The following is a 14,412-nucleotide window of genomic DNA, read 5'->3' as shown; positions in this document are numbered from 1 at the left end:
GGTTCCCCTCATCGCGAAATTCGATGAACCTCGGAAGAGGAATATACCCTCTACATTTTCGCCAAATCGCGAATCGCCGCGCGGCTTTTATCCAAATATTGAACGGACTGCTCGTAACTTCGGCTGGCCACGCCCAGGTATAAGATATCGATGACATTGAGCTGCGTTATTCTTGAGCCCATCGCGCCGCTGCGGATTTCATTCTCGGTGGAGGAGATGCATAAAGGGATATGCGAATAGGCATGCAATGCCGTCGTTCCGTATTTCGTGATGCTGATGGTCGTTGCCCCTTGTGCCTGCGCCGCCTTCATGGTGGCGATCACTTCCTTGGTTTGACCGGAATACGAGATGCCGACGGCTACGTCACGCGGAGTCATGGTCACGGCGGTTACGAGCTGCACGTGCGGGTCCGCAAAGGAGAGGCACGTTTTGTTAATGCGCAAAAATTTGTGCTGCGCGTCAAGCGCGATCAGATTGGACGCTCCCATCCCGAAGAAAAAAATGCGCTCCGCCTTCTCCAGCGCGTCAATCGCCTTGCCCACCATCACTTGATCCAAAATTTTAACGGTGTCCCGTATCGATTGCACATTGTTCGCCGACACGTTCTGGATGATCGTTTCAATGGAATCATGCGGCCTAATTTCCTGATACCCTACACTGTCCGATACCGTTTCCTGCAAATCTCCGGCGATTTTCAGTTTCAAATCCGGAAAGCCTTTCAACCCAAGCGATTTGCACAATCTAACGATTGCGGCCTGACTGGCGCCGCTGGATTCCGCTAATTGCGCGACGGACCATTCGATGACCTGTTTCGGATCGTTCAGGATACATTCCGCAACTTTGCGCTCCGACGGATTCAGCCGGTCGAGCGCTTCTCTTAATCTGACGAGCCCGCCATTCAATCTTCTCACCTGCTCTCGTGTAAGGATCCTGCAGCTTCATATAATAAATGTTATCGCTTTCAGATGATATTTATTATACGAACAATGAAACATTATTTCAATATCATTTTTTATGCATAAAATTTAATTTTACTTCATAAAATTTTTTAGATATACTAAAGTTACATTGTTTGTTAAATAGGTGAGAATATGAAACTAAACTTAGGTATCGACGGCGGCGGCACCAAGACGGAAGCGGTGCTGCTCGACGCCGGAGGACGGGAGCTATCCCGTATTACCGGCGGCTCCACCAACCCGCATGCGGTTGGGTTTGATACGGCGATAGCCGAACTGAGGGCAATTCTCGATCGTTCTCTCTCGTTGACGACAGAGTCTCACTCCCCTCCTAGCTTCAGCATATGCTTGGGTATGGCCGGCGTCAGTACGGACGAAGAACGCCGTCTTATTACCGGTGCCGTTTCGGCCTACTTGTCCGAGAAACGGATCGACGGAGAAGCGTTTGTGACCAACGACGCCGAGATCGCATTGACGGCGACGCTCGGCCGGGAGCACGGCGTGCTCGTTATCGCGGGAACCGGCTCCATCGTCTTCGGCTGCACGCCGGAGGGCGAGCGGTATCGTGCCGGCGGTTGGGGGCACCTGCTCGGCGATGAGGGAAGCGGCTACCGGATCGGGCTCGATACGCTCCAGGCAGTCATGCGCAGTTATGACGGCGTCTATCCGCCGACGGCGATGACCCGCCTCATTACGGATGCCCTCGGATATCATACCATAACCGAACTGAAAGGTTACATTTATCAGCCCGGGATCAAGAAGCAGGACATCGCGAATTTCGCCCGCTTTGCGATCGAAGCTTCCGCATCCGGCGACGAAGTGGCTTGCCAGGTCGTCGAACGCAACGCGCTGGAGCTGGCCGGGCACGCCATTACGCTGATCAACAAACACGTATGGTTCCATCGTGCGGATGTCGTGCTCAGCGGTTCCATTTTTAAACATAGCGCCTTATTCAATGATTCGTTCCGCCAGCAAGTCACCGCCGCTTTCCCGCTGCTCCGTATGCACGACGCGCTGCATACGCCGGCCTACGGCGCGGCTCTGCTCGCCGCCAGACGAACGCCATAATACATTAAGATCAATCATAAGAAGGAGTCTGAGCATGAACTTACAGCAATTAAGCCAGTTGACCACCGAACAGGTGAATGAGCGCACCCGCCAGGTCGATCAATTATCCACGGAGCAAATACTGACGCTCATTAACGATGAAGACCGTCAAATTCCCGACGTCGTTCGCGGCCTGATACCGAAAATTACACAGGCCGTCGATTTCATCGTAGAAGCGTTCCAGCGCGGCGGCCGGTTGTTCTATATCGGCGCAGGCACGAGCGGGCGCATCGGCATTCTGGACGCCTCCGAATGCCCGCCGACATACGGGACCCCGCCTTCGATGGTGCAAGGGCTGATCGCCGGCGGCTTCCAAGCCGTCAAAGACCCGGTTGAGGGCGCGGAAGACAGCGAGGAGCTCGGCGCCTCGGACATCGATGCGAACAACATCGGACCGAACGACGTCGTCGTCGGCATCGCCGCCAGCGGACGTACGCCTTATGTGCTCGGCGCGATGAAGCGCGCCCGGACGCTTGGCGCCAAAGTGGTCGGCGTCTGCAACAATCTCGGCACGCCGATGGCGGGCCTGGCCGACGTACTGCTCGAAGCCGTCGTCGGTCCGGAGGTCGTGCTCGGCTCGACGCGCATGAAAGCCGGTACATCGCAGAAGCTCATCCTGAATATGCTGACGACGACTTCCATGATCCGCATGGGCAAAGTGTACGGCAACCTGATGGTCGATTTATCCCCGTCCAACGTAAAGCTCGTACACCGGGCCAAACGGATTATTCGTCTGGCTACGGGCGCGACGGATGAAGCGATCGAACGCGCCTATGCCGAATCGAACGGCCATGTGAAGACCGCCATCGTGATGCTGCTCGGCGGCGCCGAGCACAAAGCGGCGCAACAAGCGCTCGACGAAACCGGCGGATTCGTCAGCAAAGCGCTGGAGAAGCTGAAAGCTTAATTCCAAGTATAGATTCCAAAGAAGACCACGCTGCTTTGCACTTTGAGGTGCACGGGCCGCGCGGTCTTCTTTGCGTATGCCGATAGTATACGTAAATGCCGCATTGAAATAAGAGTGTGTTCCCGATAGTGCAAAGTAGTGTTATTTTTCCACAAAGTACGCGGACAAAAAAAAGCTTGATTTTGATAATGTAATGGGTAAGCAACGGAATAAAATGAATCGGAGGCTGTTGATCATGCTGAAAGTTGCCATCATCGGGTCCGGCGCCATCTCATCTGCTCACATCGACGCATACTTGAAATTTCCGGACCGCTGCCGCATTGTCGCCATTTCCGACATTTATGCGGATAAGGCGCAGGCGCGAATCGATCGTTACCAACTGAGTGCGGCGGTTGTACAAGACTATAAAGAGCTGCTTTCGATGGATATTGACCTTGTGTCGGTCTGTACGCCGCCTTATACGCACGCGCCGATTGCGATCGATTTCTTGAACGCAGGCAAACATGTTATCGTCGAGAAGCCGATGGCCTCCTCCCTTCAGGAATGCGACGAAATGAACGACGCCGCTCGCAAAAACGGCAAAATCTTGTCCGTCATCGCGCAAAACCGTTATAAAGCGCCGATGATGAAATTAAAAGCGGTGCTGGACAGCGGCTTGGCCGGCCCTATCGTTCATGCGCAAGTCGATTCATTCTGGTGGCGGGGTCACTGCTACTATGATTTATGGTGGCGGGGAACATGGGAAAAGGAAGGCGGCGGCTGCACGCTGAATCACGCGGTGCACCATATCGACGCATTTCTCTGGATGATGGGCTTTCCCCAAGAAGTGCAGGCGTTTATGAGCAATGTCGCGCATAACAACGCGGAAGTGGAAGATTTATCGATCGCCATGCTGCGTTATCCGAGCGGGGCGCTGGCGCAAATTACAAGCTCGGTCGTTCATCACGGGGAAGAACAGCAGCTTGTGTTTCAAGGCACGAAAGCCCGCGTCTCCGCGCCATGGAAGCTGACGGCTTCGGATTCGAAACCGAACGGATTTCCCGAGCCGAACGGTGCGCTAGAGAAGGAAATCCGGCAGTTTTACGATGGGCTGCCGCAACTAGCGTATGAAGGTCATCAGGGACAAATCGATAATGTGCTCATGGCGATCGAAACCGGGGCGCCCGTGCTCATTGACGGCATCAGCGGCCGCTCGACGCTGGAGCTCATTGTCGGAATATATAAATCCGCGAGCACGGGCGAGAAAGTCGTATTCCCGATTCGTCAGGACGATCCTTTCTATACGCGTGAAGGCATTCAGGCGAACGCCATTCATTTTTACGAGAAAAAGACTTCCCTGGACAACTTCCAAGATCTCTCCATCCCGAGCTAAGTCCATTTAGATCATGGCACGGTTACAATGGCGGTTTTGTTCCAATTTTCGGCGGAACTGGTGAGGCGTAATGCCCATATGATGCTTGAAAAACCGGCAAAAGTACGAACAATTCGTGATCCCGATCTCCTCTCCGATCTGCGAGACGGACCTGTTGCTTGTAATCAATAGAAAGGCGGCATGCTGCACTCTCCTGGCCGCGATGTAATCGGAAATGCTGCCCCCGGTACACTCTTTGAACAGATGCGACAAATAATGGGGCGACAGATGAAGCTCTTCGGCGATATGCTCCAGGCGCAGAGGCTCGGTAAAATGCTGCTCGATCCACTTTAAAATGTTTTCCACTTGGTGGTTTTTGCGAGAAGACGCCTGGAGCGCGTCCGTTTCGTGCTCCTCCCAATGGGATCGCAAAAATCGGTAAAAGGCAACGAGAAAAAGCGAAATCTCTTCATATTGTTCCTCCTTGGATATACGGGAAAGCCTATTGTCCATATGTTGAATCAAGCCGATGAGGTCGCACGTTTCGCTCACCCCGTAAAGGCAAGGCGATACAAGCCGGTTCGAGTGGATTTGTTTGAAAAAGGTTTGCAACGACGGCCACTTCTCAAAATAAGATTCGAACATGGCCGGCTCAAAATGAACGATAGACCGTATAAACGGCACGTCCGTGCTAGAATCCAACTGAACATGATGCAATTGGTACGGCTGAAAGATGCACAGCATGCCCGGCCTCACTTCGTAGCTCTTACGGTCGACGGTAATGTTCCCGCACCCCTGGTGAACGAATAACAGTTCGATGCCTTGATGAGCGTGAAACACGCCCTTGAAGATGTCGTGTGCGGCCGTTTTTCGACGATAGGCAAAATATAGCGGCTTTTCATGGAAATCAATGTTTGCCAGATAAGACATACATATTCCTCCCCTTCTACCGATCACAAGCATGGAAGTACCGTAATGAAGCTGTGACAATCCGATCATGTATAGCTTAACAAAAAGAAGCCTGCAGGAAAATTGAATTCTACTACATCATCGCCATTGCGGCCCGCAAACAATTGAAAACCCTTACATCAAGTCGTGACCGTGTGAACGACAATTATTCGAAGCGGACAAGAGCCGCTTTCGTTATGGAGGGATCCTTTGTGAAAAAGAAATTCGTTACCGCCGGCGTAGTATTGTCCATGGTTCTGACGAGCGGATGTCTTAATCAGAAAACCGGCGAGCCGGATACCGGCGGCAGCCGCCCGACCGTTGCCGATATCGGTACGCAACCCGTAACGCTCAAGTTTATGGTAGCTTACGGCGGTTTTACGGACGAAGAATTCCAATCGTATTTCGTTGAGCAGGTGAATAAGAAGTATCCGCATATTACCGTGCAAAAGGTCAGCGGAAAACTGGAAGAGCTCATTACCGCAGGGGATGTCCCGGATATATTAATGGCCGGCTTGCCCGGCATTCCGGCGCTGCAGGAACTGAAAATTATCGAGGATCTGAATCCGTACGTCAAAAAGTTCGGAACGGATTTATCCAAGTACGATACGGTAGCGATGGATTCGATTCAAAGGTTCGGCGACAAAGGCGAACTGGTTGCGATTCCGTTTCGTATGAATCTTCCCGCCCTGTTTTACAATAAAGACATATTCGACAAATTCGGAATCGCCTATCCGAAGGACGGCATGACCTGGGACGAAACGTACCAATTGTCACGGCAGCTGACCCGGAATGACGGAAATACGCAATATCTCGGCATGTCCACCGGAGGGGCGGACCGTATGGCAATGGGGCTTACGTTGCCATATGTCGACAAAAAAACGAACGAAGCCCGATTGGAAACTGACGGCTGGCAGCGGGTGCTGAACCAGTTTTATGCCATTCATTCGGTTCCGGGTTATGTCAAGGACGGTAAAATGGCGGGTGTGTACGGCATGTTTTTGAAAGAAAAAGTAATCGGGCTCTCGGCGTATTGGGGCGCAGATGTGATCGGCGATATCGACAAATTGGAAAAGAGCGGCCAATCGTTTAACTGGGACATGGTGACGCTACCCACCTTCGAGAAAGGAAAAGGCTTTGCATGGCAGGCCGAAACGCATAACCTGCTCATATCCGCGACAAGCAAGCATAAAGACCAAGCATTTCAAGTGCTGTCCTATATCGCCGGCGACGAAGTGCAAAAGTTTTTCAATAAAAGCGGCAGAATGACGATCTTGAAGAAGACGGAAGAAAACAAAAAGGAATACGGTTCGGAGCTGACTTTTCTGAAAGGTAAAAATGTAAGCGCGTTCTTTGCGATTCAACCGGGACTGCATGAGCATACGAAATTCGATCAAAAAGGCAGAGGCTTTATTAACGAAGCGGCAAACGAGATGCTGCTGAAGGGAGTCGACGTCAATACCGCTCTAAGAAATGCACAGGAAAAGCTGAATAAGTACATCAAGGAACAAACCGTCAAGTAAAGCCGCTGCTGCGATTAAACGATCGGAAAACGATACATTTGTTTTGAAAAACCGGATTGGGCGAAATCCGGTTTTTTGTTTTGCGCGCCGGCCCCCTCCAATTTAAATTCAATTTACATTGCTGTCGTATGCTGTTCCCAGATAAAATCGGCCGCTCAATTGGACGCCCAATGCGGGGACCGAATAAGGAGAGTGTGGGAATTGAAACCAAATCCAAATCAAGTGCCCCGGCCGGGGGGCGCCATGTTTCTGAAACTGATTCGCGAAACGAAGCCGCCGCTTGCGATGCTTGCGACCGCCTTGCTCCTGAGCGTGGCGACGACGGTCGCGGGACTCGCCGTTCCGCTGCTGACCAAAGGCTTGGTCGATCAAGGCTCGCTGTCTTCGCTGACGGCGATGCAAATCGGCGGGATGGTGGCCGTCTTTCTGGTGCAAGCGATCACCGGCGCTTTCTCCGTCTATATGCTTAACCATATCGGACAGCGCGTCGTCGCTTCCTTGAGAGAAAGGCTGTGGCGCAAACTGCTCGCGCTGCCGGTCTCTTATTACGACGATCACGCCTCCGGCGAAGCGGTGAGCCGGATGACGAACGATACGGCCGTCGTCAAAGGCTTGATTACCGAGCATCTGTCGGGCTTTGTGACCGGCATCATTTCCATCGTCGGCTCGATCGGCATTTTGCTGTATCTCGACTGGAAAATGACGTTGATGCTGCTTCTGACAATCCCGCTCGCCGTGGCGATCTTTTTACCGCTCGGCAGGCAAATGCACCGTATCTCCAAAAACGTGCAGAACGAAACGGCCGGCCTAACGGCGGTGCTAAGCCGCGTGCTGTCCGAAATTCGTCTCGTCAAAGCGTCGAACGCCGAATCTCGCGAATACGAAGCGGGGAATGCGGGCATTCGCTCCTTGTTCCGGTTCGGGCTCAAGGAAGCGCGCGTGCAGGCATTGATCATGCCGATCATCGGCCTCATCCTCATGCTGCTTCTCGTCCTCGTCATCGGGTACGGCGGATGGCGGGTATCTACGGGCACGCTGACTGCTGGCGCACTCACGGCGTTTTTATTATACTTGTTTCAGATTGTAATGCCCGTCGGACAATTGACGCAGTTTTTCACCCAATGGCAAAAGGCGCTTGGCGCTACGGAGATGATCATCGCCGCCTTGCAGGAAGAAGAAGAGCATCCGGGTGCCGGCGCCCCCATCGGACACTCGCATCAAACGATTTCGATCGAACGCGTAAGCTTCGGCTATAAACAGGACGAACCGGTGCTGAGGGAGATCAGCTTTGCGATTGAGCCGGGCAAAGTAACGGCCATCGTCGGCCCGAGCGGCAGCGGCAAAACGACGCTGTTCTCGCTGATCGAGCGGTTCTACGAACCGGAAAGCGGTACGATCCGGCTCGGATCTACTCCGATCGGCGAGCTATCCCTGAGAGACTGGCGCAGCCGCATCGGTTACGTCTCACAGGAGAGTCCGCTGATCGCCGGCACAGTGCGTGACAATTTGTGCTACGGCTTGAATCGAACCGTTAGTGAGGAAGAACTGGACCGCGCGGCGCGGATGGCTTATGCGGATCATTTCATCCACGAGCTGCCGCACGGTTACGATACGGAAGTCGGCGAACGCGGTATGAAGCTTTCCGGCGGCCAACGCCAGCGGCTGTCGATCGCCAGAGCGATTCTGCGCAATCCGCAATGGCTCATGCTGGATGAAGCCACTTCAAGCCTCGACAGCAAATCGGAAATTGTCGTTCAGCAGGCGCTCGATAACTTGATGAAGGGCCGGACGACGCTCGTGATCGCCCATCGCCTGTCTACGGTCGTGCACGCCGATCAAATCGTGTTTATTGATAAAGGAACAGTCACCGGCATCGGAACGCACGAAGAGCTGTACCGTTCGCATGCCATGTACCGGGAATTTGCCGACCATCAATTGAAGATTCGGGAAGCTTCCGCTCTGGCACCGCTATCCCGCGTTACCGGACGGGAAACACAGCTCATCGAAAACCGTTGAAAGCTTATGGTTACGAAGCAGACATTGCTGACGCAATGCCCTTAGCTGATGCTTACGAAGCAGGCATTGCTGACGCAATGCCCTTAGCTAATGCTTACGAAGCGGCATTGCTGACGCAATGCCCTTAGCTAATGCTTACGAAGCAGGCATTGCTGACGCAATGCCCTTAGGAGGGATCACATTGACACGCATACTGATAGCGGACGACGATCCGCATATACGCGAGCTGGTGCAGCATTTTCTAACGCGGGAAGGCTATCAAGTGCTGGAAGCCGCCGACGGAGCGGAGGCGCTTGAGCGGCTCGAAACCGATTGGGCGGATTTGGCGGTCATCGACGTCATGATGCCGAACATGGACGGTTGGCAGCTGTGCCGCGAGCTGCGCGAACATTACGATATGCCTGTGCTGATGCTGACGGCCAAAGGCGAAACACGAGATAAGGTCAAGGGATTCGATCTGGGCGCGGAAGATTATTTGGTCAAGCCGTTCGATCCCCCCGAATTGATCGTCCGCGTCCGGGCGCTACTTAAGCGTTACCGGATCGCGGCTTCCCAAACCGTTCAAGCCGGCGGTTTGATCATGAACAGAGCCACGTTCGAATTGAATGCGGACGGAAAGAGCTTGACGCTGCCGCTGAAAGAGTTCGAGCTGCTGTTCCGGCTTGCGAGCTGCCCGGGCGTGACTTGCGCAAGAGAAACGTTGCTGGAGCAAATATGGGGTTTCGATTATGAAGGCAACGAGCGGACGCTTGACGTCCACATTAACCGTTTGAGGGAAAAGTTTCCGGAGGATCGGCATTCGTTCCGCGTCAAGACGATCCGCGGCCTCGGGTATCGTCTGGAAGTGAAAGCATGAAACGCAAATGGATATGGAAATTGTTCGGTATCCTCTGCGCGTGGCTCATATTCATGTGGGCCAGCTGGTCCGGCGCATTTTTCGCGGCTCACTGGCTCTCCAGGATCGCAGGCTGGCAGCTGACAGGATACTGGCTTCAAATCGTCGGCAATACGATCGCTCTTCTCTTCATGCTGTCGGTTATTTTTACGATCGGCGCCATCAATCAACCGAAGCGAAGACAGGGGCTGCTTATTATCTTGGATGCTTTACGCCGCATATCGAACGGCGATTTCAACGTAGAGATCGAAAACAAACAGCCGGATCAAGCGTTCGGCGAGCTGATTACGAGCATTAACGATATGGCGGCGGGACTGAACCGGCTGGAGGCGATGCGGCAGGAGTTTATTTCGAACGTCTCGCATGAAATTCAGTCTCCCCTTACCTCTATCGGAGGCTTCGCCCGGGCGCTCAGGGAACAGGATTTGCCCGCAGTTACGCGCGACCATTACCTTACGATCATCGAGACGGAATGCAAACGGCTGTCGCGGCTAAGCGACCACCTGCTGAAACTCAGCTCGCTTGATTCGGAACAGCATCCGTTTGAGCCCGTGCGGTTTCGACTCGATAAACAGCTGGGGCGCATCATTTTATCGTCCGAGCCGCTCTGGTCGGCCAAGGACATTGAGGTAAGCGCAGAGCTCGAAGAACTAAGCGTCACCGCAGACGAAGAGCTGATAAGCCAAATATGGATCAACCTGCTTCAAAACAGCATCAAATTCACGCCTCCCGGCGGTGTCATTACCGTACGGCTCGAGCGCTGCGGCGACCGGGTTGCCGTTGAGATCGCCGATACCGGCGTCGGCATCGAAGAAACCGATCTGGAGCATATTTTCGAGCGGTTCTATAAGGCGGACAAAGCAAGGGAGCGTTCTTCCGGCGGCAACGGCCTAGGGCTGGCGATCGTGAAAAAAATCGTCGACATGCATCACGCGGAAATTACGGTAACGAGCACTCCCGGCCAAGGAACGACGTTTCGCGTCCTTCTGCCGGACTTGCCGGATGCGAAGTAAACGAGCAGGCTGCCGGGGTACGTCAGCCTGGATATGATGCACAGCCTCCCGCCCGCTCGCTCGCTGGGGGGCATTTTTTTTTGGCTCAAAAGGCATGGCGCAATCATAGTGACTCGCCTCATCTTTTATTGCAGCACGTTTGCTTGGTCGAACGAACCGAACGTATCGAAATAAATGCCGTTGCGGGCATTATCGAGCGCCCGCCGGATATAAGGAATTACGTTGGCGGGCAGCTTGTCCACCGAATACCATGCCAGCTCATCGCATTTATTCGGTTCCATATTTATGGGCTCGCCGACCCAATGGCACACCTCAACGAAAAAATCGACGCGCTCGTCGTTTTCTTTTCGGTGCATGATGCCGACGACCTGCACGTCCTCCGGCCGGATCTCAATACCGGCCTCCTCTTTCGCCTCGCGAACGGCCGCAGCGGCCACCGACTCCCCGCCATCGAGATGTCCGGCAATAACGCTGTAATTGCCGTCCTCATAACCGGTATTATGCCGTTTGAGCAGCATGATCCGATTTTCTTCCCGCAAAAAAACATGCACTGCTAAGGGTACGGTAAATCGTTCGCTCAAACTGCTTCTCTCCTTTCAACCATTCTATTCGGTATGTTTTCACAAACTAATGATAGCATATCATTCCGGTTCCTATCGGACTATATTTGAGATAACCGTCCACTCTATGAATCACGACAGTGTCACCGGGTACTTGTAACGATGGAAAGGCCCCTCTCTCACTTCGGCTTACTTCCGTACACGGGACAAGATCACGCTGAGAACGTAACCGGCCAAAGCGACTCCGCCGCTAAGAAAGGGCAGAATGAATGAATCGAATGCGGAAATGACATAACCGCCCGCAAACGATCCGGCCGTAATCCCCGCGTATAAAGCCGTATTGTTCCATGCCATGGCCGTCCCGCGTTTCAGCGGATACTGAGCGGCCAGTCGCGCCTGATACGACGAAAATGCGGCATAACCGGTCAACGCCCACAAAAATAAAAGCAAATACACCCAGTCGCCTGCCGTAAAAGTAAACCCGAGTCCGATTAACGCAGCCGCCAGCAGCAAAAGCGTGGCATTGGATATGTTCACGACCCCGAACTTGTCCGTGAGTTGGCCGCTGATCAAATTTCCAATAACGGCGCCAATGCCGTAAAACGTAACGGACAGCGCGATTTCCGAAGGCGAAGCGCCCAGTTCCGAATAGAGTCCCTCACCCAAGTATACGTACAGCGCATACACGGATATGGCCCACACGAACGTAACGCTGACCGACGCCGCCATGGCAGCGCCATTGCCGGCTGTGAAGCTAGCCTGTCTTGCCGCGGGAGCCGTCTTCCACAATTTCATATGCGTGGCGGATAATACGGCCCCTGCCACGGCCATCAACCCGAAAATAAACCGCCATCCCATTGCATGTTCCAGAAACGATCCGAGGGGTGCGCCGATCCAAAGCGATGTCAGATGGCCCGACACGACGATCGAGAGCCATGTTCCCTTGCGATGGGACGGTGCCATGTCTCCGATGGCTGCATAGATCAGAGGCGTAACGGAAGCGACGGAGAGCCCCGCGAGCACCCGGCTTGCGATGAGCCATCCGTAAGTCGGAGCGTACGCCGTCAGCGCGTTCGAAAGCGCGAACAGCCCCAGTCCAAACACGATAAGTCCCCTCCGCCCTTTTCTGTCCGACAGCCGGCCAAATAACGGTGCCGATGCGGCATACGTAATCGAGAATACCGTAACCATCCAACCGGCCGCTGCCGGGTCAACCTGATACGTCTGTGATATAAACGGCAATAACGGGGAAACGACAAACAGATCCGTACCGATCAAAAATAAAGTGATCCATGCGACAACGAGCACGGCTTTACCGCTGCTATCCAATTTGCCACCCACTTCTACACGAGTTGCTACATGTATATTCGCTGCAGGCTTGATGTGCCTCTCGAGCAAGACCAAGGCACCCTCGATTGCTCTGCCTCCTCCCTCGATCCGGTTGCCGTGCAGGTGCAAACCCGAACAATTCATGTATAATGAAGGATGCATATGTTCAATTAAAGGATAAGGTGATGAAACGATGGAATTCATTCTCGATAAAATCGATACGAAGATCGAATGGTTTGAAGCGTACGATCTGAAAACGCTGGAGAAAAAAATCGAAGAACGAATCGAAATCAATAAAGGCATCCTTCTGGATGTCCATTCGGTGCAGCATCAAGTTGCGTTCAACCCGAATATGAACAAAATGCTATACACGGCGGTCGTTCATTTCAGAGCCAAATAAGCACAGCATTTTGCGAATAAACTGCTGCAACCCGCACCGACCTATGATAAGATTAAAAATGGTAGATTAAGGAAGGTCGGGTGAGCTTGTTTGCGTAAACGTACCATGTCCATTGGATTTCTGGCGGCTCTTACTTTACTGGGCGGCTGTTCAATGCCGGGCCCGGAGCAAGCGAAACCGGCGGATACCCCCGCGCCTGCAGCCGCTGCGCAGCAAAATAACGTCTGGAAACCGGCGATTAGCCAAGCGCTGGAAAAGACGGCAGCAATGATCCCCTACTTTGAAGGCAAATCGTACCCTCATGTAAGCGACAAGTCATGGAAGTACAAGAAGGAATCGTACAACAACTGGACGGCCGGGTTTTATCCGGGCATGCTGTGGCTTTCATACCAGTACACCAAAGATGAGAAATTCAAACAAGCCGCGGAGCAAGCGACCACCCGATTCAAAGATCGATTGAAGAACGCCGGGCTGTCGGATACGCATGATCTCGGATTTTTGTATACGCTTACAACAGCCGCTCAATGGATGGCCGTGAAAGACACCGCAGCCAAGCAAACGACCGTGGAAGCGGCCGACGCGCTGCTGAAACGATACAGGCCGGAAAGCGACCTCATCCAGGCTTGGGGTAAAAAAGGCGATAAAAACAACGGCGGACGCATCATTATCGATACGATGATGAACTTGCCGCTGCTGTACTGGGCAAGCGAGCAAACGAACAACGAAGCTTACCGTAAAGCCGCGATCTCCCAAGCGAACAAAACGTTGAAATATATCGTGAGACCCGACAATTCGTCGTTCCACACGTATTACTTTGACCAAAATAACGGTCAGCCGCTGCGCGGGGCAACGCATCAAGGCTATAAGGACGACTCGACCTGGGCCCGCGGCCAAGCATGGGGCATATACGGCTTTGCGCTGTCTTACCGCTACACCAAGAATGAAGAATATTTGGAAGCGTCCCGCAAGATGGCCCGCTACTTTATTGAGCATCTTCCGCCGGATCAAGTAGCGTACTGGGACTTTAACGTACCCGTTCTAGCCGATACGCCGCGCGACAGCTCCGCTTCCGCGATTGCCGCCTGCGGCGTGCTGGAGCTGCTCGGGCATCTTCCAAAGGACGATAAGGATCGGGCGTATTTCGAGAAATTCGTCAATGATTCGATGACGTCGCTCGTGAACCATTACAGCACAAAAAATGACCCGGATGCGCAAGGTCTGCTGAAATACGGCGCATACAACGTCAACAATAAGGAATTCAACCAGCATACCATTTGGGGCGATTATTTTTACCTGGAAGCTTTGATGCGTCTGGATAAAGGACTGCATGGATACTGGTACGAATAAAGAAACGGGCTGCCCGCCGTCTTGTACCAGGACGCGGGGCAGCCCGTTTCTTTTATTTGT

The 14,412-nt window shown here is 53.3% G+C and carries 13 protein-coding genes; 9 read left to right on the top strand and 4 right to left on the bottom strand.

All coding sequences use genetic code 11. The features are described 5' to 3' along the window. Positions 1-50: 50 nt before the first annotated feature. The gene (locus ACFQI7_RS10395; protein ID WP_218099394.1) at positions 51-902 is read right to left on the bottom strand and encodes a MurR/RpiR family transcriptional regulator; all 852 of its coding nucleotides are present in this window, start codon (positions 900-902) and stop codon (positions 51-53) included. Between the two features lie 189 nt (positions 903-1,091). On the opposite strand from ACFQI7_RS10395, the gene ACFQI7_RS10390 reads away from it, so the two are divergent. The 3 genes from ACFQI7_RS10390 to ACFQI7_RS10380 all read left to right on the top strand — a co-directional run bounded on the left by ACFQI7_RS10390 (position 1,092) and on the right by ACFQI7_RS10380 (position 4,342). Continuing rightward, positions 1,092-2,024, top strand: a complete 933-nt coding sequence (locus ACFQI7_RS10390; RefSeq protein ID WP_218099325.1) for a BadF/BadG/BcrA/BcrD ATPase family protein — start codon at positions 1,092-1,094, stop codon at positions 2,022-2,024. A gap of 34 nt (positions 2,025-2,058) precedes the next feature. After that, on the top strand, positions 2,059-2,970 hold the full coding sequence (murQ, locus tag ACFQI7_RS10385) for an N-acetylmuramic acid 6-phosphate etherase (protein WP_218099326.1): 912 nt from the start codon (positions 2,059-2,061) through the stop codon (positions 2,968-2,970). Positions 2,971-3,205: 235 nt separating this feature from the next. Then, complete coding sequence (locus ACFQI7_RS10380; RefSeq protein WP_218099327.1) at positions 3,206-4,342, top strand: Gfo/Idh/MocA family protein; 1,137 nt, start codon at positions 3,206-3,208, stop codon at positions 4,340-4,342. Positions 4,343-4,348: 6 nt separating this feature from the next. Here the strand turns inward: ACFQI7_RS10380 and ACFQI7_RS10375 are convergent, their stop codons facing one another. After that, complete coding sequence (locus tag ACFQI7_RS10375; protein ID WP_218099328.1) at positions 4,349-5,251, bottom strand: AraC family transcriptional regulator; 903 nt, start codon at positions 5,249-5,251, stop codon at positions 4,349-4,351. A gap of 230 nt (positions 5,252-5,481) precedes the next feature. Here ACFQI7_RS10375 and ACFQI7_RS10370 point away from each other — a divergent pair, with 230 nt between their 5' ends. The 4 genes from ACFQI7_RS10370 (at position 5,482) to ACFQI7_RS10355 (ending at position 10,716) form a co-directional block, all read left to right on the top strand. Then, positions 5,482-6,792 carry an ABC transporter substrate-binding protein gene (locus ACFQI7_RS10370; RefSeq protein WP_218099329.1) on the top strand — a complete coding sequence of 437 codons (1,311 nt, stop codon included), beginning with the start codon at positions 5,482-5,484 and terminating at the stop codon, positions 6,790-6,792. Positions 6,793-7,035: 243 nt separating this feature from the next. Further along, the gene (locus ACFQI7_RS10365) at positions 7,036-8,808 is read left to right on the top strand and encodes an ABC transporter ATP-binding protein (protein ID WP_218099395.1); all 1,773 of its coding nucleotides are present in this window, start codon (positions 7,036-7,038) and stop codon (positions 8,806-8,808) included. A gap of 181 nt (positions 8,809-8,989) precedes the next feature. Then, positions 8,990-9,664, top strand: a complete 675-nt coding sequence (locus ACFQI7_RS10360) for a response regulator transcription factor (RefSeq protein WP_329958235.1) — start codon at positions 8,990-8,992, stop codon at positions 9,662-9,664. After that, positions 9,661-10,716, top strand: coding sequence for a HAMP domain-containing sensor histidine kinase (locus tag ACFQI7_RS10355; RefSeq protein WP_218099331.1), 1,056 nt, complete (start codon positions 9,661-9,663; stop codon positions 10,714-10,716). The genes ACFQI7_RS10360 and ACFQI7_RS10355 overlap by 4 nt, the downstream gene beginning before the upstream one ends. A 125-nt stretch (positions 10,717-10,841) precedes the next feature. Here ACFQI7_RS10355 and ACFQI7_RS10350 read toward each other — a convergent pair whose 3' ends face one another. Next, positions 10,842-11,297, bottom strand: a complete 456-nt coding sequence (locus tag ACFQI7_RS10350; RefSeq protein WP_218099332.1) for an NUDIX hydrolase — start codon at positions 11,295-11,297, stop codon at positions 10,842-10,844. A gap of 168 nt (positions 11,298-11,465) precedes the next feature. After that, positions 11,466-12,674: an MFS transporter gene (locus ACFQI7_RS10345; protein WP_230414986.1), complete on the bottom strand. Its 1,209-nt coding sequence runs from the start codon at positions 12,672-12,674 to the stop codon at positions 11,466-11,468. A gap of 124 nt (positions 12,675-12,798) precedes the next feature. On the opposite strand from ACFQI7_RS10345, the gene ACFQI7_RS10340 reads away from it, so the two are divergent. Together ACFQI7_RS10340 and ACFQI7_RS10335 are read left to right on the top strand one after the other, a co-directional pair. After that, positions 12,799-13,005, top strand: coding sequence for a DUF2536 family protein (locus tag ACFQI7_RS10340; protein WP_218099334.1), 207 nt, complete (start codon positions 12,799-12,801; stop codon positions 13,003-13,005). 267 nt (positions 13,006-13,272) lie between these two features. Beyond that, positions 13,273-14,352 (top strand): glycoside hydrolase family 88 protein, encoded by a 1,080-nt coding sequence (locus tag ACFQI7_RS10335; protein ID WP_377516905.1) that lies wholly within the window; start codon positions 13,273-13,275, stop codon positions 14,350-14,352. Positions 14,353-14,412 lie beyond the last annotated feature (60 nt).

Origin of the sequence: Paenibacillus allorhizosphaerae, from assembly GCF_042659105.1 — a bacterium.
Taxonomy (GTDB): Bacteria; Bacillota; Bacilli; order Paenibacillales; family NBRC-103111; genus Paenibacillus_G; species Paenibacillus_G allorhizosphaerae.
The sequence above is the reverse complement of the archived record's forward strand: the minus strand, read 5'-3'. Positions and strand labels throughout refer to the sequence as shown.

Bases quoted from the DNA above. Each gene is read 5' to 3' on its own strand.
- ACFQI7_RS10390 (WP_218099325.1), top strand. From the start codon at position 1,092: ATGAAACTAAACTTAGGTATCGACGGCGGCGGCACCAAGACGGAAGCG.
- murQ (WP_218099326.1), top strand. From the start codon at position 2,059: ATGAACTTACAGCAATTAAGCCAGTTGACCACCGAACAGGTGAATGAG.
- ACFQI7_RS10380 (WP_218099327.1), top strand. From the start codon at position 3,206: ATGCTGAAAGTTGCCATCATCGGGTCCGGCGCCATCTCATCTGCTCAC.
- ACFQI7_RS10375 (WP_218099328.1), bottom strand. From the start codon at position 5,251: ATGTCTTATCTGGCAAACATTGATTTCCATGAAAAGCCGCTATATTTT.
- ACFQI7_RS10365 (WP_218099395.1), top strand. From the start codon at position 7,036: ATGTTTCTGAAACTGATTCGCGAAACGAAGCCGCCGCTTGCGATGCTT.
- ACFQI7_RS10355 (WP_218099331.1), top strand. From the start codon at position 9,661: ATGAAACGCAAATGGATATGGAAATTGTTCGGTATCCTCTGCGCGTGG.
- ACFQI7_RS10340 (WP_218099334.1), top strand. From the start codon at position 12,799: ATGGAATTCATTCTCGATAAAATCGATACGAAGATCGAATGGTTTGAA.
- ACFQI7_RS10335 (WP_377516905.1), top strand. From the start codon at position 13,273: ATGATCCCCTACTTTGAAGGCAAATCGTACCCTCATGTAAGCGACAAG.